This is a genomic window from Leucobacter chromiiresistens, assembly GCF_001477055.1.
In the GTDB taxonomy this organism is placed as follows: Bacteria; Actinomycetota; Actinomycetes; order Actinomycetales; family Microbacteriaceae; genus Leucobacter; species Leucobacter chromiiresistens_A.
Window position 1 is genome coordinate 1 of record NZ_LDRK01000101.1, and the last position, 23,297, is coordinate 23,297.

At 72.3% G+C, this 23,297-nt stretch carries 27 protein-coding genes; 16 read left to right on the forward strand and 11 right to left on the reverse strand.

Annotated features, from left to right (window positions below; all coding sequences use genetic code 11):
- On the reverse strand, positions 1 to 245 hold a 245-nt coding region (locus NS354_RS11355), incomplete at its 3' end, for a hypothetical protein (RefSeq protein WP_058594590.1).
- A gap of 11 nt (positions 246 to 256) precedes the next feature.
- Between NS354_RS11355 and NS354_RS11360 the strand changes: the two genes are divergently transcribed.
- The 6 genes from NS354_RS11360 (at position 257) to NS354_RS11385 (ending at position 5,950) form a co-directional block, all read left to right on the forward strand.
- Positions 257 to 1,024, forward strand: coding sequence for an FAD-dependent oxidoreductase (locus NS354_RS11360; protein ID WP_058594591.1), 768 nt, complete (start codon positions 257 to 259; stop codon positions 1,022 to 1,024).
- A 23-nt stretch (positions 1,025 to 1,047) separates the two neighbouring features.
- The gene (gene hemC, locus NS354_RS11365; protein WP_082678053.1) at positions 1,048 to 2,124 is read left to right on the forward strand and encodes a hydroxymethylbilane synthase; all 1,077 of its coding nucleotides are present in this window, start codon (positions 1,048 to 1,050) and stop codon (positions 2,122 to 2,124) included.
- A complete protein-coding gene (locus NS354_RS11370; RefSeq protein WP_058594592.1) occupies positions 2,121 to 2,936 on the forward strand; it encodes a uroporphyrinogen-III synthase in 816 nt (271 codons plus the stop codon). Before hemC ends, NS354_RS11370 begins: the two co-directional genes overlap by 4 nt.
- A complete protein-coding gene (gene hemB, locus NS354_RS11375; RefSeq protein ID WP_082678054.1) occupies positions 2,933 to 3,919 on the forward strand; it encodes a porphobilinogen synthase in 987 nt (328 codons plus the stop codon). The genes NS354_RS11370 and hemB overlap by 4 nt, the downstream gene beginning before the upstream one ends.
- A gap of 49 nt (positions 3,920 to 3,968) precedes the next feature.
- On the forward strand, positions 3,969 to 5,312 hold the full coding sequence (hemL, locus tag NS354_RS11380; RefSeq protein WP_058594593.1) for a glutamate-1-semialdehyde 2,1-aminomutase: 1,344 nt from the start codon (positions 3,969 to 3,971) through the stop codon (positions 5,310 to 5,312).
- A gap of 119 nt (positions 5,313 to 5,431) precedes the next feature.
- Positions 5,432 to 5,950 (forward strand): GNAT family N-acetyltransferase, encoded by a 519-nt coding sequence (locus NS354_RS11385; protein ID WP_153002201.1) that lies wholly within the window; start codon positions 5,432 to 5,434, stop codon positions 5,948 to 5,950.
- Between the two features lie 78 nt (positions 5,951 to 6,028).
- Here the strand turns inward: NS354_RS11385 and purQ are convergent, their stop codons facing one another.
- The 3 genes from purQ to NS354_RS11400 all read right to left on the reverse strand — a co-directional run bounded on the left by purQ (position 6,029) and on the right by NS354_RS11400 (position 7,993).
- Complete coding sequence (gene purQ, locus NS354_RS11390) at positions 6,029 to 6,736, reverse strand: phosphoribosylformylglycinamidine synthase subunit PurQ (protein WP_153002202.1); 708 nt, start codon at positions 6,734 to 6,736, stop codon at positions 6,029 to 6,031.
- Entirely contained in the window at positions 6,733 to 7,017 is a 285-nt protein-coding gene (gene purS, locus NS354_RS11395) for a phosphoribosylformylglycinamidine synthase subunit PurS (protein ID WP_058594596.1), read from the reverse strand. The genes purQ and purS overlap by 4 nt, the downstream gene beginning before the upstream one ends.
- A gap of 76 nt (positions 7,018 to 7,093) precedes the next feature.
- Entirely contained in the window at positions 7,094 to 7,993 is a 900-nt protein-coding gene (locus NS354_RS11400; RefSeq protein ID WP_058594597.1) for a phosphoribosylaminoimidazolesuccinocarboxamide synthase, read from the reverse strand.
- Between the two features lie 240 nt (positions 7,994 to 8,233).
- On the opposite strand from NS354_RS11400, the gene NS354_RS11405 reads away from it, so the two are divergent.
- Positions 8,234 to 9,271, forward strand: coding sequence for an SRPBCC family protein (locus NS354_RS11405; RefSeq protein WP_082678056.1), 1,038 nt, complete (start codon positions 8,234 to 8,236; stop codon positions 9,269 to 9,271).
- A gap of 40 nt (positions 9,272 to 9,311) precedes the next feature.
- On the opposite strand, the gene purD is transcribed toward NS354_RS11405, so the two are convergent.
- Positions 9,312 to 10,565, reverse strand: coding sequence for a phosphoribosylamine--glycine ligase (gene purD, locus NS354_RS11410; protein ID WP_058594599.1), 1,254 nt, complete (start codon positions 10,563 to 10,565; stop codon positions 9,312 to 9,314).
- A gap of 37 nt (positions 10,566 to 10,602) precedes the next feature.
- Here purD and NS354_RS11415 point away from each other — a divergent pair, with 37 nt between their 5' ends.
- The 4 genes from NS354_RS11415 to NS354_RS13905 are packed head-to-tail and all read left to right on the forward strand — an operon-like array spanning position 10,603 to position 12,044.
- A complete protein-coding gene (locus tag NS354_RS11415; RefSeq protein WP_058594600.1) occupies positions 10,603 to 10,992 on the forward strand; it encodes a sterol carrier family protein in 390 nt (129 codons plus the stop codon).
- Positions 10,989 to 11,441: a hypothetical protein gene (locus NS354_RS11420; RefSeq protein ID WP_058594601.1), complete on the forward strand. Its 453-nt coding sequence runs from the start codon at positions 10,989 to 10,991 to the stop codon at positions 11,439 to 11,441. Before NS354_RS11415 ends, NS354_RS11420 begins: the two co-directional genes overlap by 4 nt.
- Before the next feature lie 30 nt (positions 11,442 to 11,471).
- On the forward strand, positions 11,472 to 11,666 hold the full coding sequence (locus tag NS354_RS11425) for a twin-arginine translocase TatA/TatE family subunit (protein ID WP_058594602.1): 195 nt from the start codon (positions 11,472 to 11,474) through the stop codon (positions 11,664 to 11,666).
- A 33-nt stretch (positions 11,667 to 11,699) separates the two neighbouring features.
- Entirely contained in the window at positions 11,700 to 12,044 is a 345-nt protein-coding gene (locus tag NS354_RS13905; protein WP_082678057.1) for a Sec-independent protein translocase subunit TatA/TatB, read from the forward strand.
- Positions 12,045 to 12,118: 74 nt separating this feature from the next.
- Here the strand turns inward: NS354_RS13905 and purF are convergent, their stop codons facing one another.
- On the reverse strand, positions 12,119 to 13,579 hold the full coding sequence (gene purF, locus NS354_RS11435; protein WP_058594603.1) for an amidophosphoribosyltransferase: 1,461 nt from the start codon (positions 13,577 to 13,579) through the stop codon (positions 12,119 to 12,121).
- 136 nt (positions 13,580 to 13,715) lie between these two features.
- Between purF and purM the strand changes: the two genes are divergently transcribed.
- Positions 13,716 to 14,825, forward strand: a complete 1,110-nt coding sequence (gene purM, locus NS354_RS11440; RefSeq protein WP_058594604.1) for a phosphoribosylformylglycinamidine cyclo-ligase — start codon at positions 13,716 to 13,718, stop codon at positions 14,823 to 14,825.
- A 249-nt stretch (positions 14,826 to 15,074) separates the two neighbouring features.
- Here purM and ispF read toward each other — a convergent pair whose 3' ends face one another.
- The 3 genes from ispF to NS354_RS11455 all read right to left on the reverse strand — a co-directional run bounded on the left by ispF (position 15,075) and on the right by NS354_RS11455 (position 16,931).
- Positions 15,075 to 15,578, reverse strand: a complete 504-nt coding sequence (gene ispF / locus NS354_RS13650) for a 2-C-methyl-D-erythritol 2,4-cyclodiphosphate synthase (protein ID WP_082678058.1) — start codon at positions 15,576 to 15,578, stop codon at positions 15,075 to 15,077.
- Positions 15,575 to 16,348, reverse strand: coding sequence for a 2-C-methyl-D-erythritol 4-phosphate cytidylyltransferase (gene ispD / locus NS354_RS13655; protein ID WP_058594605.1), 774 nt, complete (start codon positions 16,346 to 16,348; stop codon positions 15,575 to 15,577). Before ispD ends, ispF begins: the two co-directional genes overlap by 4 nt.
- A gap of 97 nt (positions 16,349 to 16,445) precedes the next feature.
- Positions 16,446 to 16,931, reverse strand: coding sequence for a CarD family transcriptional regulator (locus NS354_RS11455; protein WP_058594606.1), 486 nt, complete (start codon positions 16,929 to 16,931; stop codon positions 16,446 to 16,448).
- A gap of 162 nt (positions 16,932 to 17,093) precedes the next feature.
- Between NS354_RS11455 and NS354_RS11460 the strand changes: the two genes are divergently transcribed.
- Entirely contained in the window at positions 17,094 to 17,699 is a 606-nt protein-coding gene (locus NS354_RS11460) for a hypothetical protein (protein ID WP_058594607.1), read from the forward strand.
- Positions 17,700 to 17,972: 273 nt separating this feature from the next.
- Here NS354_RS11460 and NS354_RS11465 read toward each other — a convergent pair whose 3' ends face one another.
- The gene (locus tag NS354_RS11465) at positions 17,973 to 18,668 is read right to left on the reverse strand and encodes a response regulator transcription factor (RefSeq protein ID WP_058594608.1); all 696 of its coding nucleotides are present in this window, start codon (positions 18,666 to 18,668) and stop codon (positions 17,973 to 17,975) included.
- Complete coding sequence (locus tag NS354_RS11470) at positions 18,668 to 19,921, reverse strand: sensor histidine kinase (protein WP_058594609.1); 1,254 nt, start codon at positions 19,919 to 19,921, stop codon at positions 18,668 to 18,670. Before NS354_RS11470 ends, NS354_RS11465 begins: the two co-directional genes overlap by 1 nt.
- Before the next feature lie 136 nt (positions 19,922 to 20,057).
- Between NS354_RS11470 and phoU the strand changes: the two genes are divergently transcribed.
- The 3 genes from phoU to rlmB all read left to right on the forward strand — a co-directional run.
- Positions 20,058 to 20,699: a phosphate signaling complex protein PhoU gene (phoU, locus tag NS354_RS11475; protein WP_058594610.1), complete on the forward strand. Its 642-nt coding sequence runs from the start codon at positions 20,058 to 20,060 to the stop codon at positions 20,697 to 20,699.
- A 198-nt stretch (positions 20,700 to 20,897) separates the two neighbouring features.
- A complete protein-coding gene (gene cysS / locus NS354_RS11480; protein ID WP_058594611.1) occupies positions 20,898 to 22,352 on the forward strand; it encodes a cysteine--tRNA ligase in 1,455 nt (484 codons plus the stop codon).
- The coding region (gene rlmB / locus NS354_RS11485) for a 23S rRNA (guanosine(2251)-2'-O)-methyltransferase RlmB (RefSeq protein WP_058594612.1) at positions 22,349 to 23,297 on the forward strand (949 nt) is incomplete at its 3' end. The genes cysS and rlmB, both read left to right, overlap by 4 nt.

Below are 23,297 nucleotides of genomic sequence, written 5' to 3' on the forward strand. Positions count from 1 at the left end.
GTGCCGCGGGGCGCCCCGTCGGGCCGGGGGTCGTCGATGGCGAGCGCGATCACCTCGACGCGATCGGTCGTCGTGCCCGTCGTTCCGCCCGCATCGAGCAGGCGTCGGGCGACGTTCTCGGGGACGGCGAGCACAACGCCGTCGGCCTCGGCGAGCGGTGCGCCGTCGTCGGCGAGCACGCGCCACCGGCCGCCGCCCGAGGAGCCCTGCTCGTCGTGCTGCTGCTCCAGCCGCCGCGCCTTCACGCCGCGGCGGGATGACGCAGCTGATCGCCGGGCTCGAAGCGGAGCTCGCCCGGCTCGGCGTCGCGGTGCACCGCGGCGTGAAGGCGCGGCGGCTGGAGCAGCAGCACGACGAGCAGGGCTCCTCGGGCGGCGGCCGGTGGCGCGTGCTCGCCGACGACGGCGCACCGCTCGCCGAGGCCGACGGCGTTGTGCTCGCCGTCCCCGAGAACGTCGCCCGACGCCTGCTCGATGCGGGCGGAACGACGGGCACGACGACCGATCGCGTCGAGGTGATCGCGCTCGCCATCGACGACCCCCGGCTCGACGGGGCGCCCCGCGGCACCGGCGCCCTCGTCGCACGCGACGCGGTCGGCTCGGGATCTCGCCGTGACGGCGCGGCGGCGCCGATCCTCGCGAAGGCGCTCACCCATGTGACCGCGAAGTGGCCGGAGCGCGCCCGCGAGGCGGGGCCCGGCCGGCACATCGTGCGCCTCTCCTACGGGCGGGCGGGATCGGCCCCCGAGACGATCGGACTGGACGACGCGGAGGTGCGCGGGATCGCCCGGTACGACGCCTCGCGCATTCTCGGTGTCGACCTCCGTGCCGACACCGTCGTCGATCTGGCCCGCTGCACCTGGCGCATGGGCCGCCCGCCGGGTTCGCGCGACGCCCGCCCGCCGGCCGCTCCCGAGGGGATCGCCCTCGCAGGCGATTGGGTGAGCGGCACCGGCCTCGCCGCGATCGTGCAGGGCGCCCGTGGGGCCGCGACCGCTGCCCTGAGTGCGGCCTCCCACCGATGATCCGACCCGAAAGACCTCTCGCCATGAACGCTTCGCTCCCCACTCCGTCCGGCCGCGTCTTCCGCTCCGACGCGCCGCTCGCGGCCGCGCCGGGAATGCTGCGCATCGGAACCCGTGGAAGCGCGCTCGCCGTGTCGCAGACGACCATGGTCGCCGAGCAGATCGCCGCCGCGACCGGGCTCGATGTGGGCCTGGTCATCGTCACGACGCACGGCGATGTGACGCGCGCACCGCTGTCGCAGCTCGGCGGCACGGGCGTGTTCGTGAGCGCGCTCCGGGATGCGCTCCTCGCCGGCGAGTGCGATCTGGCGGTGCACTCGCTCAAGGATCTGCCCACCGGCGCGTGCCCCGGCATCGTGCTCGGCGCGGTGCCCGCACGCGCCGACGCGCGCGACGCGCTGTGCGCGCGCGATGCGCTGACCCTCGCCGATCTCCCCGAGGGCGCCCGCGTCGGCACCGGTTCGCCGCGCCGCGCCGCGCAGCTCCGGTCGCGGCGCCCCGATCTCGACGTGCACGATCTGCGCGGCAACGTCGACACTCGTCTCGGCCGCGTCGGGGTCGACCTCGATGCCGTGGTGCTCGCCGCGGCCGGCCTCGACCGTCTCGGTCGCGCGACGGCCATCACCGAGCGCTTCCCGCTGACCGACGTTCCGGCCGCTCCGGGCCAGGGTGCGCTCGCGATCGAGGTGCGCGAGGCCGACGCCGCGGCGGAGCCGTTCGCCCGCGCGCTCGCGGCTCTCGACGACGCCGAGGCCCGTGCGACCGCGCTGGCCGAGCGCGCCCTGCTCGCCGCACTGGAGGCGGGGTGCGCCGCCCCGATCGGCGCCTGCGCCGAGGTCGCGGGCGACGCGCTGCGACTGCGGGCGGTTGTCTACCGGGTCGACGGCTCCGCGCAGCTGAGCGCGGAGTGCGAGGTGCCGTGGTTCGCCGACGACGCCGAATCCGAATCCGGGGCCGACGCCGAATCCGTCTCCGACGCCGACCGCGAGGCCGCTGCCCGTGAGCGGGCGGAGCGCATGCCCGAGGAGCTCGGACGGCGGGTCGCCGCGACGCTGCTCGCCGAGGGGGCGGCCGATCTCGCGCCGCTCGGGGCCGCATGAGCGACGAGGATCGGGCGCCCTCGGAGGGGCTGCGCGACGCGCGCGTGCTCGTCACGCGCGGGGGTGCCGCCGGTGAGCGCGACACCGAGGCGGTGCGCGTGCGCGGCGGCCTGCCCGTGCGGTCGCCGCTCACCGTGATCACGCCGCCGGCCGACCCCGAGCCGCTCGCCGCTGCCGCGGAGGCCTGGAACCGGGGCGAGTACGATTGGCTGCTCGTCACGAGCGCGAACGCGGCCGATGCGTTCGCCGCGGCCGGCGCCCGACCGCCGCAAGGGTCGGAGCCGGGCGCGCCGCGGGTCGCCGCGGTGGGGCCCGCGACGGCCGACGCGCTGCGCGCGCACGGCTTCGATCCCGATCTCGCGCCCGCCGCCGACTACTCGGCGGTGGGGCTCGCCGAGGCGCTCCTCGCGCACCCGGGTGACGCCGCGCTGCGCTTCCTGCTGCCCGTGTCGGAGATCGCCGATCGCACGCTCGAGTCGGCGCTCGAACGCGCCGGCCACCGCATCGACCGCGTGACCGCCTACCGCACGCAGCCGGCACCGCGCGACGCGGCGATCGAGTCGAGTGTGCGCTCGGGCGACGTCGACGTGATCCTCGTGCTGAGCGCCTCCGGCGCCCGCGAAGTCGCACGCCGCTTCACGCCCCTGCCCGCGGGGGTGCGGCTCGCGGCGATCGGCGCCCCGACCGCCCGCGCTCTCGCTGAGCAGGGCCTCGCCGCCGACGTCACCGCTGATCCGCACACCGTCGCGAACCTGCTCGACCGGGTCGCCCGCGCCCGCTTCACGAACCCCTCAGGAGGAAGCCCCCGATGATCCCCACCGTTCGCCCCCGCCGCCTGCGCACGAGCCGAGCCATGCGCCGCCTGACGGCAGAGACCCGGCTGCACGCGGCCGACCTCGTGCTGCCGCTCTTCGTGCGCGAGGGCATCTCGGAACCGCAGGCGATCTCCTCGATGCCCGGCGTCTTCCAGCACACGATCGACTCGCTGCGCCGCGCCGCCGTCGAGGCCGCGACCGCCGGCGTCGGGGGCGTCATGCTCTTCGGCGTGCCCGAGGTGCGCGACGCCGTGGGCAGTGCCGCCGACGACCCGAACGGCATCCTCAACGTGGCGACCCGCGCGATCGCGGACGAGGTGGGCGACGCCTTGGTCGTGCAGACCGACCTCTGCCTCGACGAGTTCACCGATCACGGCCACTGCGGGGTGCTGCAGGTCGCCTCGGCCGACAGCGATCGCATCGTCGTCGACAACGACGCGACCCTCGAACGCTACCGGGCCATGGCGCTCGCCCAGGCGGAGGCGGGCTCCGCACTCCTCGGACTCTCGGGCATGATGGACGGCCAGGTCGCCTCCGTGCGCGACGCCCTCGACGCGGCCGGGTTCCAGGACACGGCGATCCTCGCCTACTCGGCCAAGTACGCGTCGGCATTCTACGGGCCGTTCCGCGAAGCGGTCGACTCGCAGCTCGTGGGGGATCGGCGCACCTACCAGCAGGATCCCGCCAACCGTCGGGAGGGGCTCCGCGAGGCCGAGCTCGACCTCGCCGAGGGAGCCGACATCGTGATGGTGAAGCCCGCGATGAGCTATCTCGACGTGCTCGCCGACGTCGCCGCCGTGAGCCCCGTGCCCGTCTGGGCCTACCAGGTGTCGGGGGAGGCTGCGATGATCGAAGCGGCTGCGGCGAACGGCTGGATCGATCGGGATCGCGCCATCGAGGAATCGGTGGTGAGCATCAAGCGCGCCGGAGCCGACACCGTGCTCACCTACTTCGCCACCGAGCTCGCCCGAGGGCTCTGAGCCGACCCGCCGACCCGTTCGACCGCACCCGACCCGCAGGATGGAACCGATGCACGCACACCAGATCCCCCACCCCGAGGCCGCCGCGAGCGCGGCGCTCTCCGAACGCGCCGCGCGCGTCATCCCCGGCGGCGTGAACTCGCCGGTGCGCGCCTACGGCTCCGTCGGCGGCACCCCCCGCTTCCTCGTCTCCGGCTCGGGCCCGTACGTCACCGACGTCGACGGCAACGAGTACGTGGACCTCGTCGCGTCGTGGGGCCCGGCGCTGCTGGGGCACGCCCACCCCGCCGTCGTCGACGCCGTGCAGCAGACGGCCGCGCGCGGGCTCGGCTTCGGTGCCTCGGTGCCGCAGGAGGCGGAGCTCGCCGAGGAGATCATCGCGCGCATGCCGGTCGTCGAGCGGGTGCGCCTCGTCTCGACGGGCACCGAGGCCACCATGACGGCGATCCGCATCGCCCGCGGCGCGACCGGGAGGCCGCTCGTCATCAAGTTCGCGGGGCACTACCACGGCCACTCCGACGGCCTCCTCGCGGAGGCGGGATCCGGGCTCGCGACGCTCGCGATGCCGGGCTCCGCGGGCGTGACGGCTGAGACCGCCGCGCAGACCCTCGTGCTGCCCTACAACGACCTCGACGCGCTCGAGGCCGCGTTCGCGGAGCACGGCGATCGCATCGCCGCCGTCATCGCCGAGTCCGCCGCCGCCAACATGGGCGTGCTGCCGCCGATGCCCGGCTTCACCGAGGCGATGATCCGGCTCGCCCACGCGCACGGCGCACTCGTGATCCTCGACGAGGTGCTCACCGGCTTCCGCGCCGGCCCCTCGGGGTTCTGGGGCATCGAGCAGGACCGCGTCGCCGCGGGCGTCACGCCCGATCTGCTCACCTTCGGCAAGGTCGTCGGCGGAGGACTGCCGCTCGCCGCGCTCGGCGGTCGCGCCGAGCTGATGGAGCTGCTCGCGCCGCTCGGGCCCGTCTACCAGGCCGGCACCCTCTCGGGCAATCCGCTCGCCGTCGCCGCGGGCCTCACGACGCTGCAGCACGCCGACGCTGCGGCCTACGCGCGACTGTCGCACGCCGCGGACGTGCTCACCGGCGCCGTGACGGCGGCGCTCGCGGATGCCGGAGTGCCGCATCGGGTGCAGCGCGCCGGAACGCTGTTCAGCGTGCTGTTCGGCGAGTTCCCCGATGCTCCGCGCGGGTACGCTGAGGTCCAGGGCCAGAACGTCGCGGCGCACCGCGCGTTCTTCCACGCGATGCTCGAGCAGGGGGTCAACCTGCCGCCGAGCGCCTTCGAAGCGTGGTTCGTCACCGCCGCGCACGACGACGCGGCGCTCGCCCGCGTCGTCGACGCGCTGCCCGGGGCGGCTCGGGCGGCGGCCGGCGCGGCGGCCTGAGCGGAGGCCGACGCGGCGGCCTGAGCGGCGCGGTCGGCGGCCTGAGCGGTGGCCTGTGCTGCCTGCTCGGCGGTCGCCCCCGCGGTGCGCTCGGCTGCCTAGGGGAGTAGGCTTCCGGGGTGCGAGAAACGATGCAGATCCGCCGCGTGCGGCCCGAGGAGTACGACGCCGTCGGGGCCATGGTGCGCGCCGCCTACGCGGGCGACTACACCCTGAACGACGAGTACCTCGCCGAGATCGAGGACGTCGCGGGGCGCGACGAGGTCTCCGAGGTGCTCGTGGCCGTCGACCCCGTCACCGGCGACCTGCTCGGCACGATCACCGTTCCCCGGGCGGGGGAGCGGCTGATCGACGACACCGCCGAGAACGAGTTCGATGTGCGCCTGCTCGGCGTCTCCCGCGCGGCCCGCGGGCGTGGCGTCGGCCAGGCGATCATGCGCCACGCGGCCGATATGGCGCGATCGCGCGGGCTCGACCGGCTCGTGCTGCACACGGGCGAGCAGATGCTCCCGGCGCAGCGCCTCTACGAGCGGATGGGGTTCGTGCAGATTCCCGAGCGCGAGTTCACCATCGAGCGCGACATCGGCCCGCTGCGCATCCTGTCGTACGGTCTCGACGTCGGCCGGGTCACGGCCTAGCGGCACCGCGACGGAGTCGCCCGGGGCGGCCCGCACGACGCCGCGCGCCGCGCCGGGGTCGCCCGCCGGCTGAGCCGCTCAGGCGGCGCGGGCGACGAGCGCTTCGACGGCGCTCTCGAAGAACCGCAGGCCGTCGGTGCCGGAGCGCATCGCGTCGGGCATGTCGGGCCCGAAGCCCGCCTCGACCGCGTGCTCGGGGTGCGGCATCAGGCCGACCACGTTGCCGCGCTCGTTGGTGAGCCCGGCGATGTCGCGCAGCGATCCGTTCGGGTTCACGCCCGCGTAGCGGAAGGCGACGAGCCCCTCGCCCTCGAGGTACTCCAGGGTCTCCTCGTTGGCGATGTAGCCGCCGTCGCCGTTCTTGAGGGGGATGACGATCTCCTCGCCCGGCTGGAAGCGGTGCGTCCACGCCGTATCGGCGTTCTCGACGATGAGCCGCTGGTCGCGGCGGATGAACTGCTGGTGGGCGTTGCGGATGAGCCCGCCGGGCAGCAGGTGCGACTCGACGAGCACCTGGAAGCCGTTGCAGATGCCGAGCACCGGCATCCCGCGATTGGCGGCGGCGACGACCTCGGTCATGATCGGCGAGACCGCGGCGATTGCTCCGGGACGCAGGTAGTCGCCGTAGCTGAAGCCGCCGGGCAGCACGATCGCCTCGACGTCCTGCAGATCGTGGTCCGCGTGCCAGAGGGCCACCGGCTCGCCGTCGGCGCGGCGGATCGCGCGCTGCGCGTCGCGATCGTCGAGGGAACCGGGAAAGGTGACGACCCCGATCCGCGGCATCAGCGAGCCTCGCCGGCGAGCGCGTCGGCGACGGGAGCGCCGTCGACGCTGATCGCGACGACGTCTTCGATGACCCCGTTCGAGAGAATGTCGTCGGCGACCTGGCGCACCTCGTCGAGCACCGCGTCGGTCACCTCGCCGGCGACCTGGAACTCGAAGCGCTTGCCGATGCGCACGTTCTCGAACTTCTCGTGGCCGAGACGAGCGAGCGCCCCCGTGGTGGCCTTACCCTGCGGGTCGAGCAGCTCGGCCTTGGGCATGACATCAACGACAATCGTGGGCACCCGGGATCTCCATTTCTCGTGGTGAAGCTACTGCATATTCTCGCACGGATCGCGCGGCGGGGGATCGCGGGGCCGCTCAGACGGCGACGGGAGCGTACGGCGGTTCTCCACCGGTCAGCCGCACGTACAGCTCGCGGTACCGCTCGTACGTCTGCGCGACGATCCGCTCGGGCAGCGCGGGCGGCTCGCCGGTGCGGTCCCAGTGCTCCGAGAGCCAGTTGCGCACGATCTGCTTGTCGAAGGAGGCGAGGCGATCCTGCCGGGGGAGCGCGGTGTCGTGATACGCCGATGCGTCCCAGTACCGGGAGGAGTCGCTCGTGAGCACCTCGTCGGCGAGCACGAGCTCACCGGTCAGCGGGTCGCGGCCGAACTCGAACTTGGTGTCCGCGAGCACCACGCCGCGGGTGGCAGCGAGATCCCGAGCGGCGGTGAAGAGGCGCAGGGACGCGTCGCGCAGCGCGGTCGCGACGTCTTCGCCCACCAGCTCGACGCTGCGTGCGAAGGTGATGTTCTCGTCGTGCTCCCCGAGCGGGGCCTTGTAGGCGGGCGTGTAGATGGGGGTGTCGAGCAGGTCGCCGTCGCGCAGCCCCGCGGGCAGTTCGATGCCGCACACCGCCCCGGTGCGCTCGTACTCGGCGTAGCCCGATCCGGTCAGTGCGCCGCGCACGACGCACTCGATCGGGTGCATCTCGAGCCGGCGCGTGAGCATCGCGCGATCGGCGACCTCCGCCGGCACCTCAGGAGCGGCCGCGCGGTCGTCGACGAGATGGTTCGGGAGGTCGATGCGGGCGAACCACCAGTTCGACAGCGCGGTGAGCAGGGCGCCCTTGCCCGGAATGGGCGGTTCGAGCACGTGGTCGAACGCGCTCACGCGATTGCTCGCGACGACGAGCAGGTGCGCGTCCGAGCCATCGGCGGGCGTGTAGAGGTCGCGGACCTTGCCCGAGTAGATGTGGCGCCAACCGGCGAGCTGCATGGGTGCGGGGAGTGTGGTCACCCCTCCATTCTCGCACTGCGCCTCGCGCCGGGTGCGGGGGCGGGATCGCGCGACGGGTGCCACTGCCGCGTTCTCGACGGCAAAACCCCGACAGGCGGCCGATTGGAACCCGGTTGTCAGGGGGTGCCGTTACGCTCGGTACCAAGTCGGGAACTCGCGCCTGGGCCGAGCTCCCGGAAGCCGGTCGCCGAGACCGGTGCGAGAGACCTGAGGAGAAGTATGATCCCGCTGGGGCCTGTGGTGGCGCGGAGTCGAGTGGGCGTCGCGCGAGCCGCTGCCTGGACCTATCTCGTGGAGCCGGATCGCCGCGCGGAGTGGTGGCCCGAGCTGCAGCTCGACGCGCGCGTGGGCGGCGCGGTCGCCGAGCAGTGGTCCGAGGGCGAGGGCGACGCGATGGTCAGTCGCGATGCGTCGGGAACGGTCGACGTGTGGGTCGAGGGGCACGCGGTGGGCTTCACCTGGCGGGAGTCCGGCGACGAGCGCGACACCGCGGTGCTGATCACGCTGCGCACCCAGGGGGTCGATACGGGCATCACCGTAACGGAGACGGGCTTCGACGCACTCCCAGCGGCCGGCGAGCGGGCGGCGGCGTCGCAGGAGGGGTGGCAGGTGCTGCTGCGCGACCTGAAGTCCGCGCTCGAGGCGGCGCAGGCCGCGGGTGCCTTCGGCGAGCGGGAGCAGTGGGGTGCGGGCGCCGCGTCGGCCGCCGCGGCCGGGGCGGGCGCGGCCATCGCCGCTGATGCTGCCACCGGCGCGGACGCGTCTGCCGATGCCGATGCCGATGCGAGCGCCGATGCCGATGCCGATGCCGATGCCGGTGCTGATGCCGATACCGACGCGAGCGCTGGTGCCGACGCGAGCGCCGGCTCCGGCGGCGAGCTCGAAGTGCGCGAACCCGAGGTCGACGGGGAGATCGACGAGGTCGATGACGCGCTTGCTGCGGCGGGACCGTCAGAAGATGCCGCGGCGATCGAGGTCGACGCCGAGCCCGCGGTCGGCGACCACCCCGAGCTCGAGACGAACCCGGTCACCGTGATCGCAGACGACGAGTCCGATGCGGCGCGCGGAGGAGCGGGCGCGGAGCCCGATTCGGGGCGCGGTCACGATCTCGACGAGACCATCCGGATCGACCGCTCCGAGTTGCCGACGGGGAAGTGCCCCGATGCCCGGCCGCAGCCAGACGCGGAGCCCGACGAGACCGAAGCCCCGAACCACCCTGAGGAACCCGACTTCGACACGCTGATCCGCGGCGAGTAGCGGCGTTCGCGGCGGTGCACCGGTGCGGTGCGGCGGAGCGTCAGGCGACGCGCGCAGCGATATCCGTGCGAGACTGGCCGCCCTCGAGCGAGATCTCAGCGACGCCCGCGTAGGCGCGCTCGCGCGCCTCGGCGAAATCGGCACCGCGCGCGACGACGCCGAGCACGCGACCGCCCGTCGCGATCCACCCGCCATCCGCTGTGCGCGCCGTCGCGGCGTGCACCACGTGCACACCGGGAAGCGCCGCGGCAGCCTCGATGCCGCCGATCTCCCGACCGGTCGCCGCATCGCCCGGGTAGCCCTCGCTCGCGACCACCACGATCACGGCCGGGTCCGCGGAGAACTCCGGCTCGGGCTCCGCAGCGAGCGCGCCGTTCGCGGCGGCCAGCAGGTACCGGCTGAGCGGCGACTCGAGCCGCGCCAGCACCACCTGCGTCTCGGGGTCGCCGAAGCGCGCGTTGAACTCGATGACGCGCACGCCCTGAGCCGTCACGATGAGGCCGCAGTACAGCAGACCGACGAACGGGGTGCCCTCGGCTTCGAGCCGGCGCACCGTCGGCAGCGCCACCGTGCGGGTGATCTCGTCGACGAAGCCCTCGTCGACCCAGGGGAGCGGGGAGTACGCGCCCATGCCGCCCGTGTTCGGCCCCTGGTCGCCGTCGAAGATGCGCTTGTAGTCCTGCGCCGGGCTCAGCGGCAGCACGTCGTGCCCGTCGGCGAAGAAGAAGAGCGACACCTCCTGCCCGTCCAGGAACTCCTCGATGAGCACCTCCCCGTGCGGGGCCCACGTGGCGACGTGCGCCAGCGCGGCGTCGCGGTCCTCGGTCACGAGCACGCCCTTCCCGGCGGCGAGGCCGTCGGCCTTCACCACGTACGGTGCGCCGAACTCGTCGAGCACCGCGCCCGCCGCCTCCGCCGAGGCGACGCGGGTGGCCCGGCCGGTGGGCACCTGCGCCTCGTCCATGATGCGCTTCGCGAACGCCTTCGAGCCCTCCAGCTGTGCTGCCGCGCGATCCGGCCCGAACACCGGTACGCCGGCGGCGCGCAGCGGATCCGCCACCCCCGCGACGAGCGGCGCCTCGGGGCCGATCACGACGAGATCGAAACCGCGATCCTCCACGAACGCGGCGACCGCCTGCGGGTCGGTGTACGCGAGCTCCGGGGTCTCGACTCCGCTCGCCGCGATGCCCGCGTTGCCCGGCGCGCAGACGATCTCGTGATCGGCGCCCTCCGCGAGGAGGGCGAGGACGATGGCGTGTTCGCGGGCGCCGGGGCCCAGGACGAGGATCTTCACGCCCTCCAGACTACCGAAGCGCGGATAGGCTGGAACCGTGGCGAAGCGCAGGATATCGATCGACGACGGACGAGCGGCCCTCGCAGCGGTGCGCGCCGGCAGCACCGCGCGCGGCGAGGTGGCGACCGCCGTGCGCTACCTGCTCGAGGAGCTCGCCGAGCGCGCGCCCGGCAACACCGTCGAGGTGCGGGTGCCGCCCTACGGGGCGACGCAGTGCGTGAGCGGACCGAGGCACACTCGCGGCACGCCTCCCAACGTGATCGAGACCGACCCCGAGACCTGGATCGCGCTCGCGTGCGGCGACCTCGACTGGAGCACCGCGATCGGCGACTCCCGGGTCGTCGCCTCGGGATCGCGCGCCGCGCTGACCGGGCTGCTGCCGCTCGTGCGCGAGTACCCAGTCGAAGCTGCGACACTAGAGGTATGAGTCAGTCCGATCTTCCGACGGGCCTCCCTGCGCGGGAGCCCGCCGACGCCGCGCCCGCAGCGGGTGCGCCCGCACCGGGAGCGCCAGCATCCGGAGCGCCCGCGGCGCCCACTCCCGAATCGACCGCGTCGGCGCCCGGCGATGCGCCGGTCGAGCGCGAGCCGATCGTCGAGGTCTCCCAGCGAGAGGTGACCATCGAGCGCTCGGTGCGGGTCGGCCGCATCGTGATCGGCGGCATCGTCGCGGGGGCAGTCATCGCGATGCTCGCGTGCCTCTTCTTCCCGATCGAGGAGGGTGCCGAGTACACGCTCGGCCAGATCGTCGGATTCATGGCGCTCATCGGAGCGGCCATCGGTGCGGGCCTCGCCGGGCTCGTCGCGATCCTGCTCGGGGCAGCGGTGCGGCGGCAGCGCGGCACCGGTATCGCCATACAGTCCGACGTGCGATAATCCCCTCAACAACGATTCGGAGAAACTGCCATGCTCGGTAACCTCACAGGGATGCACCTCGTCGCCATCCTCTTCATCATCCTGCTGATGTTCGGCGCTCCGAAGCTCCCCGCGCTGGCGAAGAGCCTCGGCCAGTCGATGAAGATCCTCCGGAAGGAGGTCGGCAGCGACGGCGACACGACCGCGGAGACGACCCCCTCCAACACCAAGACGGACGCCTCCTAACCGTCCCGTCGCAACGATCGGAGCCTGCTTTCCATGATCGGTAACCTCTCAGGGCCGACGTTGATCGTCATCCTGTTCATCGTGCTGCTGCTGTTCGGTGCGCCGAAGCTCCCCGCACTGGCGAAGAGCCTCGGGCAGTCGATGAAGATCCTGCGCAAGGAGGTCAGCTCGGATCGCGACGGCTCCGGCAGCGACGCCGCGCCCGCCGACTCGGCGACGCCGCCCGCGGCCCCGCCCGCTATACCTCCGGTGCCGCCGGCCGCGTCGTCCGCCCCGAGCGATCCCGCGGCTCCGCCCGCGACCGCTGCCGGTCAGGATCCGACCGACTCGCCGCAGGCGCCCCAGAGCCCGGCCGATCCCGAAGACCCGAAGCGCTAGACCGCTCGACGAACGACGAACCCCTCCCGCCGCATCCGGCCGGAGGGGTTCGTCGTATGCGCGGGAGCGCGCGGTCAGCTCTCCTGCGTCGCCTCGACCCAGGAGAGGTACTCCTCGTCGACGCTGCCCGTGATGTACTCGCCCGTGAAGCAGCTCTGCTCGAGCTCGGTGACGCGATCCTGACCCGCGAGAATCGCGCGGTTCATGCCCTCGACGCTCATGTACACGAGGTGATCGGCGTTCAGCTCCGAGGCGATCTCCGCCGGGGTGCGCTCGTGCGCGATCAGCTCGCTGCGCGACGGCATGTTGATGCCGTAGACGTGCGGGAAGATGACGGGCGGCGCGGCCGACGCGAAGATGACCGACTTCGCACCCGCGGCGCGCGCCATCTCGACGATCTCGCGCGAGGTGGTGCCGCGCACGATCGAGTCGTCGACGAGCAGCACGTTCTTGCCGGCGAACTCCGAGCTCATCGCGTTGAGCTTCTGGCGCACGCTGCGCTTGCGCACGGCCTGGCCCGGCATGATGAACGTGCGGCCGACGTAGTGGTTCTTGAAGAATCCCTCGCGGTAGGGGACGCCGAGGCGCTGCGCGAGCTGCATCGCGCTCGGCCGGCCCGAATCGGGGATCGGCATGACGACGTCGATGTCGACGCCGGGCAGCTCCGCCTGCACCTGTTCGGCGAGCACGTCGCCGAGCCGCAGGCGCGCCTCGTACACCGAGATCCCGCTGAGCACCGAGTCGGGGCGGGCGAGGTAGATGTACTCGAACGCGCAGGGCACCAGCCGGGTCTCGGCCGCGCACTGCTGCGAGGTCATCTTGCCGTCGGGGGAGATGAGGATCGCCTCGCCGGGCTCCACGTCGCGCACGTGCTCGTATCCGCCCGACTCGAGCACCAGCGACTCCGAGGCGACGACCCATTCGTCGCTGCCGTTCGCCCCCGTGCGACGTCCCAGCACGAGCGGCCGGATCCCGAACGGATCGCGGAAGGCGAGCAGGCCGTAGCCGGCGATGAGCGCGATCGCGGCGTACGACCCGTCCACGCGCTCGTGCACGCGCGAGACCGCCGCGAACACCTGCTCGGCGTCGAGCGAGAGGCCGCTGATGGTCGACTGCAGCTCGTTGGCGAGCACGTTGAGCAGCAGCTCGGTGTCGGAGTGGGTGTTGAGGTGGCGGCGGTCGACGTTGTAGAGGTCGGCGGTGAGCTCGCGGGTGTTGGTGAGGTTGCCGTTGTGCACGAGGATGATGCCGTACGGGGCGCCCACGTAGAACGGCTGCGCCTCGTCCTCGGCGGCCGCGGAGCCGCGCGTCGCATACCGCACGTGGCCGAGACCCACGTTGCCGGTGAGGCTCCGCATGTCGCGGGTGCGGTAGGCCTCGCGCACCTGTCCCTTGGCCTTCACCATGTGGAAGAAATCGCCGTCGAGCGTGGCGATGCCCGTCGAGTCCTGGCCGCGGTGCTGCAGCAGCAGGAGGCTGTCGTAGATCTGCTGGTTGACGGGTTCGGGTGAAACGATACCGACGATGCCGCACATGCTGTTGTGGATGCTCCCTGCGAGGTGGGTGATGCGTCGAGTCGAGGTGACGCACCGCCTAGTCTCCCACACGCAGCCGGGCGAACGGTCGGGGCCGTCCATCGCAGGTCGGTGCACCGCAGGGTACGCTGTTCGGGTGAGCGAAAACGCGTCGATCTATGCCCAGTCCGGAGTCGATACCGCTGCCGGTGATCTGGCCGTCGAGCTGATGAAATCCGCAGTGGCGCGCACGCACGGCCCCGAGGTGGTTGGCGGCGTCGGCGGATTCGCCGGGCTCTTCGACGCATCCGCGCTGAAGGAGTACCGCCGCCCGCTGCTCGCGAGCGCCACGGACGGCGTGGGCACGAAGGTTGCGATCGCTCAGGCCATGGACATCCACGACACCATCGGTCAGGATCTCGTCGCGATGATCGTCGACGACATCGTCGTGGTGGGCGCGAAGCCGCTCGCGATGACCGACTACATCGCCTGCGGCAAGGTCGTGCCGCAGCGCATCGCCGACATCGTGCGCGGGATCGCGCAGGCCTGCGAGGCCACGGGCACGGCGCTCGTCGGCGGAGAGACCGCGGAGCACCCCGGGCTCCTCGGCGTCGACGACTACGACGTCGCCGGCGCCGCGGTCGGCGTCGTCGAGGCGGACCGCGTGCTCGGGCCGGAGCGCGTCGCCGACGGCGACGTGATCCTCGCCCTCGGCGCCTCGGGGCTGCACTCGAACGGGTTCTCGCTCGTGCGGCACATCCTGGCCGAGCGGGGCGTCTCCTACACCGACCGCAGCGCCGAGCTCGGCGCGAGCTACGGCGAGGCGCTGCTCGTGCCGACCGCGCTCTACACGTCGCCGCTGCTGCGCGTGCTCGACGACCCGGCGCTCGACGGCGCCGTCCACGCCCTCTCCCACGTCACCGGCGGCGGGATCGCGGCGAACCTCGCCCGCGTGCTGCCGGTCGGCACCTGGACGGAGCTCGACCGCGGCGCCTGGTCCCCGCTCCCCGTCTTCCGCCACCTCGCCGATCTCGGCGGGCACACGCTCGAGTCGGTCGAGGGCGCGTGGAACCTGGGCGTCGGCATGTTCGCCGTCGTGGACGCCGCCTCCGCGCAGCACGTCGCGGCCGCGTTGACGGCCGAGGGGCTCGACGTGTGGGTCGCGGGCGAGGTCTCGGCCTCGACGCGTGACCTCGACGGGTTCGAGCAGGGCGCGAAGGGCGTGCAGGGCGGCGCGGTGCGCCTCGTCGGGTCGTACGCGGCCTGATCAGCCCGCGGGCTCGCTCCCGGATCCTGCTCGCGCGGATCCTGCTCGCGCGGGTCCTGCTCACGCGGATCCTGCTCGCGCGGGTCCTGCTCGCTCGAGAGCCCGCGAAAGCTCAGTTCGTGCTCGCGCGAGGGCCTGCCCGGTGCGGAATCGCGCTCTCGGCAACTCTGCAGCCTGACGGCGCGGAGTGCTCGCGGCGCCAGTGCTCGCGGCGCGAGAGCCTCGCGACGCCAGAGCCGCCCGGGCGGATCAGGCGTCGGCGCGCTCGATGAGCGCCGTCGCGATCACGGCGAGACCCTCTCCGCGTCCGGTGAACCCGAGGTGGTCCGTGGTCGTCGCGGCGAGTGAGACGGGGGCCCCGACGAGCGCCGACATCACGCGCTGAGCTTCCGTGCGGCGGGCCGCGAATCGCGGACGTTCGCCTACGATCTGCACCGCCACGTTGACGGGCGTCCAGCCGTGCGCGGCGAGCCGTGCGAGCGCCTCCGTGACGAAACCGGTGCTCGCGGCTCCGGCCGCGGCCGGATCGTCGACCCCGACGAGCTCTCCGATATCGCCGAGACCCGCAGCCGAGAGCAGCGCGTCGACCACCGCGTGGCACACCGCGTCGCCATCGCTGTGCCCGGCGAGCGCGGGCTCGCCCGCCCAGTCGAGCCCGGCCAGTCGCAGGCCGCCGCTTTCGGCGGGGGCGCCACCAACGCTCCCGCGAACCGCGTAGGCGTGCACGTCGACGCCGGTGCCGACGCGGATCACTGCTCGAGCTCCAGCCCGGCCGCGTTCGCGGCGAGGAAGTGCTTGAGGATCGCGATGTCGTCGGGCGTCGTCAGCTTGTGGGCGCGCATCTCGCCGGGCACGGTGCGCACACGCCCGCCGCCGCGCTGCACCACGTCGGCGTCATCGGTCGGGGCCGCGCTCTGCAGCTCGGCGTCGGCGTACGCCGCGGCGAGGAGTTCGCGCGGAAACCCCTGCGGGGTCTGCACGCCGACGAGCGCGTCGCGATCGACGGTCTCGTGCACGAGTCCGTCGGCGTCCACACGCTTCAGGGTGTCGGTGACGCGCAGCGCGGGCACGACGCCGTCGCCCGTCGCCCGCACCTCGGCGATCACCCGCTCGAAGAGCGCGGCGCTCGCGAAGGGGCGTGCGGCGTCGTGCACGAGCACGGTGTCGATCGAATCGGGCAGCGCGTCGAGGCCGAATCGCACGGACTCGTAGCGCTCCCGTCCGCCGGGCACGATGGAGACCTCCCAGCGGGTGCGGTCGGGCAGCACCTGCTCGACGAGCTCGAGCGCGCGCGCCGCGTGCGACTCGGGCACGACCACGACGAGGTGGCCCGAATGGGGGAGCGAGGTGACGACGCCGACGCCGAACTCGATGAGCGGGCGTCCGTGCAGCTCGGTGAACGCTTTCGGCTGCGCGGCGCCGAGGCGTCGTCCGCTGCCGGCGCCGACGAGCACGACGCCGAGCGTGGCGAGCGGGTGCGGAACGGCGTCGTCCGCTTCGGTGAGGAAGGCTGAGCTGCTCATGCGCCCAGGGTACTCGGTGCGGTGCGGTGCGGTGCGGTGCGGTGGGGCGCTGCGGGGCGCCGCCGGGCCGGATCGGCGATCCGCGATCCGGCGCTCGTCAGGAGGCCAGCACGTCGTCGACGAGCGAACCGGCGCTCGCCTCATCGGTCTGCTCGGCGAGGGCGACCTCCGAGACGAGGATCTGCCGGGCCTTGGCGAGCATGCGCTTCTCGCCGGCGGAGAGCGCGCGGATGTCGCGATCGCGGCGCCACAGGTCGCGCACCACCTCGGAGACCTTGAACACGTCGCCCGAGGCGAGCTTCTCGAGATTGGCCTTGTAGCGCCGCGACCAGTTCGCCGGCTCCTCGGTGAAGGGGGCGCGCAGCACATCGAAGACGCGCGCGAGGCCCTGCTGATCGATCACGTCGCGCACGCCGACGAGCTCGCAGTTCTCTGCCGGAACCTCGATCGTCAGGTTGTCCTCGTCGACCTGCAGCGTGAGGAAGGTCTGCTCGCGGCCGCCGAGCCTGCGCTGCTTGACCGCCACGATCTGCGCTGCGCCATGGTGGGGATACACCACCGTCTCTCCGACCTCGAATTGCATCGAACGGCTCCTTCACGATCCGCGCCCAGAATACCATAGCGACGTGTGAAGTTAGGAGAGCCTAAGCTGCACCTGGCGGGCGCCACCGATAAGATGATCTCAACTGTGCGCTCATGTTTCGGTGCGCAATTCGCGGATCACCATACGGCTCGGAGGACCACCTTGAAGACTCGGATCGCCTCGACCGTCGCTGTTGCGGCGGCCATCGTGCTCGGCGCGACCGGCTGCAGCCTCGTCGCTCCGATCGCCACCGCCACCCCGTACGGCCCGAGCGATGGAGTCAATGTCGACGTCGGAGCGGTCGACGTGCGCAACATCATGCTCGTGGCCGACGAGTCGGGAGAGAACTTCAACGTCGTGTTCGGCGCGGTCAACCAGTCGGGCGAGCCGCAGGATCTCACGATCACGTTCATCGGATCGGGGTCGCAGCAGGCGAGCGCCGAGTTCGAGGTGCCCACGGGCAACACGCTCTTCGGCGATCCCGAGGGCGAGCAGACCCCCGTGCTCGTGACGCTCGACGGGCTCGAGGTCGGGTCGACGATCGAGGCGTACTTCCAGATCGCCGGATCGCCGGAGGTGCCCTACCAGGTGCCCGTGCTCGACGGCACGCTCGAGGAGTACCGCCAGTACGTGCTCCCGGAGAACTTCAGCGCGGAGGAGAACAGCGACAGCACGGTCGGCGACGAGATCACCGAGGCCGACGAGGTCGCGGATCAGTCGAAGGTCGGCGACGATGTGACCGACGAAGAGGCGGCGCAGGCCGAGTAGGCTCGCTTGAAGGCCCCCGGATCCGACAGGATCGCGGGGGCTTTCTCGTGCGCGGCCCGCGCCGCCCCGCGTCGCCCCGCGCCGCCCGCGCCGCCCGCGCCGCCCGCACCGCGGGGCGGCTGCACCGTATGCGCTGCTCAGGCTGCCGACCAACCGCTTCCGTGAGAGATTCGGCGTCGGTGAGACGCGCGCCCAGGAAGGGAGCTCACGGAAGCCGAATCTCTCACCGACGCCGGGGCGACGCCGCCCGTCACAGCGCTACGCCGCGCGCCGCTATCCGAAGCGGTAGCCCACCCCGCGCACCGTCGAGATCAGCTTCGGCTTCGACGGCTCCTCCTCGATGCGCGCCCGGATGCGCTTGATGTGCACGTCGAGGGTCTTCGTGTCTCCGTAGTAGTTGCTGCCCCAGACGCGGTCGATGAGCTGGCCCCGGGTCAGCACGCGCCCCGCGTGCCGCATCAGCATCTCGAGCAGCTCGAACTCGCGCAGCGGCATGGAGATCTCCTCGCCGCGCACGGCGACCGCGTGCCGCTCGGAGTCGAGGCGGATCCCGAGCTCGTCGAGCACCAGCGCGTCGAAGTCGTCGGCCCGATCCTCCTCGACGGATCCCGACCTCCGCAGCGCGGCGCGCACCCGGGCGAGCAGCTCGCGCGTGGAGTAGGGCTTCGTGATGTAGTCGTCCGCCCCGAGTTCGAGGCCCACGACGATGTCGATCTCGCTGTCCTTCGCGGTGAGCATGATGACCGGCACCTGCGAGGTCTGGCGGATCGCGCGGCAGACCTCCGTGCCGGGCAGACTCGGCAGCATCAGGTCGAGCAGCACCAGGTCGGGCTGCGCGGCCGCGAAGGCGGTCACCGCCTCCGCGCCGTCATCGACGACGGTGACCCGGTAGCCCTCGCGCTCGAGCAGGAACGAGAGCGGCCGGGAGATCGACTCCTCGTCTTCGACGAGCAGGATGTGCTGTGCCACTACTGTGGTCCTTTCTCATGACCCGACTCCGCCGGAGCCGGGGCGTTCGTGCGTGCCGCCTGGTTCGCGAGCCCCGCGGACTTCATCGCGCGCTTCGCCTTCTTCACGCGCTTCGCGCTCTTCGACGAATCGTTCTCCACGTGGAGCGGGAAGGTGAGCGTGAAGCTCGATCCCACGCCCTGCTGCGACCACACGTCGACGTCGCCGCCGTGCGCGCGCATCGTGTGCCGGGCGATGCTCAGCCCGAGCCCGGTGCCGCCGTCGACCCGTGTGCGGGCGCCGTCCACCCGGTAGAAGCGCTCGAAGATGCGCGGCAGATGCTCGGAGGGGATGCCCTCGCCCTGGTCGGTGACGGTCACCACGAACCGGTTCTTCTCCCGTGCCATGCCCACGCCCACGCGCCCGCCCTCCGGCGAATGGCGGATCGCATTGCTGAGCAGGTTGGCCACCGCCGAGCTCAGCGAGGTGGGGCGGCCCAGAATCACGGCGTCGCGCTCCCGCGCATCGTCGGCCGTCACGACCAGATCGACGTGATGCTGCTCGGCGAAGGCGCGATGCGTCTCGACCTCGGCGCGCACGAGGTCGATCAGCGACACCGATTCGCGATCCTCCGGCCGCAGCGTCGACTGCGCCTCCGACAGCTGGATGATGTCGCGGGAGAGCTCGCCGAGGCGACGCGACTCCTTGACGAGACTCTTCGCGAAGTCGCGCACGAGCACCGGGTCGGAGGCGGCCTCCTGCACCGCCTCCGCGAGGAGCCCGATCGCCGCGATCGGCGTCTTCAGCTCGTGGCTCACGTTCGCGATGAAATCGCGGCGCATCGCGTTCACGCGTTGCTCCTCGCCCATGTCCTCCGCCAGAATCACGACGAACCGCTGCTGCAGGCGCACGATGTGGATGCGCACCGTGTCGGACGGGTTGGTCGGGTCGGGATCGTGGGTGTCCGGGATGCCCGTCGTCATCACCCGTCGCACGCGACTGAGGAACTCGGTGTCCAGCAACTCCTCGTCGCTCAGATGCCGCTCCTGGCGGGCCACCGGATTGACGTACACCGGCGCGAGCGACGAATCGAGCACCACGGCGAACGTGTCGACCTCGTCGAGGATCGCGGTGGCCACCTCGGGCAGCTCGGGACGCATCTCCTTCGACCGCCGAACGCCTGCCGCGCGGGCGCCCACGATTGCTAGGGTGGTGCCTGCGCCCACGACGATGCCCAGTGCCGTCGCCGCGAGTACGAGCAGGGTCGGGTCCATGTCTCTCATCGTAGATGTGCGCACAGACCCGAGACCCCAGAGTTCAACTGTTGTTTACCTGTTCGTGCGCCGCGGTTCATCGGTCCCGCCCAAACTGGTTGAGGTTGCGCGTCTGCGCAGACAGAGAGGAAACCCCATGCGTGAGGTCTTTCAGCAGTCGCTCCGCGATGTGCAGGATCGCCTGGTACTGATCGCCGAGCTCGTCGAGCAGGCCATCACCGAGGCCACCACCGCCTTCGGCAGCTCCGACGTCGGGATCGCCGAGAAGGTGATCGACCGCGTCGAGGAGATCGAGATCCTGGCCGCCGAGCTCGACCAGCTGACCATCGACATCCTGGCGCGCCAGCAGCCCGTCGCCTCCGACCTGCGCCTCATGGTCGGGGCGCTGCGGATGAGCGCATCGCTCGAGCGCATGGCCGACCTGGCCCAGCACATCGCCCAGCTCGCCCGCTACCGCTACCCCGAGAGCGCGATCCCGGCCGGGCTCACCAAGACGTTCGCCCGCATGGGCGCGCTCGACGTCGAGATGGCGCGCAAGATCGTCGATCTGCTGCGCACGCAGGACCCGCGGCTCATCGCCGAGGTGCGCGACCTCGACGACGACCTCGACGAGCTGCACGCCAAGGTGTTCGAGAAGGTGCTCAGCGACAACCTCGCCGAGACGCCCGCCAACGTGGTCGACTCGACCCTCGCCAGCCGGTACCACGAGCGCTTCGGCGATCACGCGGTCGGCATCGCGCGCCAGATCCAGTACTTCATCAGCGGCTCGCTCGACTGAGAGCGCTCGCGGCTCGCTGCTTCGCGCCCCGTTCGGCTCCGCGCCGGGCGGGGCGCTGCCGTGTGCGGGCGGAGCGCTGCGGGGCGCTGCGGGGCGCTGCCGGGCGCTGCCGTGTGCGGGCGGGGCGCGGCCGCGTGCGGCGCTCCGGCCCGCGGCGCTCCGAGAGCGCGCCGTGCCGCCGGCGGTAGGCTGATACGCGTGAATCAACGCATCTACGACTCGCGCGCCCAGGCGGTCGTCGACTTCTCCCCGCTCGAAGCGGGCAGGGTCGGCCTCTACGTGTGCGGCCCGACCGTGCAGTCGGCACCCCACATCGGCCACCTGCGGAGCGCCCTCGTCTACGACCAGATGCGCCGGTGGTTCGCCGCGACGGGGCACGACGTCACGTTGATCCGCAACGTGACCGACATCGACGACAAGATCCTCGACAACGCGCGCATCGCTCAGGCGGAGCGCGGCTCCCGCGAGGAGTGGTGGGCGCTCGCGTACCGCGTCGAGCGCGTGTTCTCCGCCGCGTACGACGCGATCGGCGTGCTCGCCCCCACGTACGAGCCGCGCGCGACGGCGAACATCCGCGAGATGATCGAGCTCATCGAGCTGCTGATCGAGCGGGGGCACGCCTACCCGGCCGCTGACGGATCGGCGAGCGTCTACTTCGACACCGCCAGCTGGCCCGAGTACGGCGCCCTCACCCGGCAGCAGCGCGACCAGATGGAGGACGCGGCGGATTCGGAACCGGTCGGCAAGCGCGACCCCCGCGACTTCGCGCTCTGGAAGGCGCACCGCGACGGCGAGCCCGTCAGCGCCGCGTGGCCGTCGCCGTGGGGGCCCGGCCGCCCCGGATGGCACATCGAGTGCTCGGCGATGGCGACCCGGTACCTCGGCGAGGAGTTCGACATCCACGGCGGCGGGCTCGACCTCCGCTTCCCGCACCACGAGAACGAGCTCGCGCAGTCGCAGGCGGCGGGCCACGCGTTCGCGCGGCACTGGATCCACAACGGGCTCGTGAACACCGGCGGGCAGAAGATGTCGAAGTCGCTCGGCAACTCGCTGTTCGCCGAGGATCTGCTGGCACAGGCGCGGCCGATCGTGCTGCGCTACTTCCTCGGATCGGCGCACTACCGCTCCGTGCTCGAGTATTCCGAGACCTCGCTCGCCGAGGCCGAGGCCGCGTTCTCGAGGATCGAGGGGTTCCTGGCGCGCGCCGCCGAGCTGCCGGGCTTCGCCGAGGAACTCGCCGCACCGCTCGCCGCTCCTGCCGCCGACCGGCTGCCCGAGGCGTTCGTCGCTGCGATGCTCGACGACTTCGCGATCCCGCAGGCCCTCGCCGCACTGCACGACGCGGTGCGGGCGGGCAACTCGGCACTGGCCGACGGGGATGCGCAGCTCGCCGCCCGGCACGGTGTCGCAGTGTCGCGTATGCTTGACGTTCTCGGCTTGAATCCGCGCGACTCGCACTGGGTCGCGGGCAGCGCCGATACGAGCACCGCCGAGTCCGCACTCGGCGCCCTGGTCGATGACCTCCTCGCACAGCGCATCCGGGCGCGCGCAGACAAAGACTTCGCCACGAGCGACGCGATCCGCGACCGCCTGCTGTCGGCCGGCATCGCGCTCGAAGACACCCCGAACGGACCCCGCTGGAGCCTGACATGAGTAATAAGAAGAGCCGTACCGGCGCTGTCCGCAAGAAGGGCCTCGGCAAGGCCGTCGGATCGGGCGGGCAGGGGCGCCAGGCGCTCGAGGGCCGCGGCCCCACGCCCCGCGCCGAGGATCGCGAGTACCACGCGAAGTACAAGGAGAAGAAGGCGCGCGAGCGCTACGAGGCGGCGAAGGCGCGCTACACCGAGCGCACGGGCCGCCCCGCCGAGCGCGGCGGACGCTCCAAGAAGGACGAGAGCGAACTCGTCACGGGCCGCAATGCGGTGCTCGAGGCGCTGCGCGCGAAGATTCCGGCGACCACGCTGTACATCGCGGCCCGCGTCGAGATGGACGATCGCATGCGCGAGATCCTCCGCATCGCGACCAATCGGGGGCTCGCCGTGCTCGAGATCATGCGGCCCGAGATGGATCGCATGGTCGAGCGCGACACCGTGCATCAGGGCGTCGTGCTGAAGGTGCCGCCGCTCGAGCACGCGCACCCCATGGAGGTGCTCGACGACGTGCTCGGCCGCGGCGAGACGCCGCTGTTCGTCGCCCTCGACGGCGTGACCGACCCGCGCAACCTCGGGGCGATCATCCGCTCGGTCGCCGCGTTCGGCGGGCAGGCGGTCATCGTGCCGCAGCGCCGCTCGGCCAGCCTGAACTCGGCCGCGTGGAAGACGTCGGCGGGGGCGGCCGCCCGGGTGCCGGTCGCGATGGCGTCGAACCTGACGCAGACGCTCAAGGAGTTCAAGAAGCAGGGCGTCTTCGTGGTCGGGCTCGACGGCGACGGCGAGGTCTCGCTGCCGGGTCTCGAGCTGGCGGACCGTCCGGTCGTCGTGGTGGTCGGCAGCGAGGGCAAGGGGCTCTCCCGTCTCGTCACCGAGACCTGCGACGCGGTGGTGTCGATTCCGATCTCGTCGGCGACCGAGTCGCTGAACGCGGGCATCGCGGCGAGCG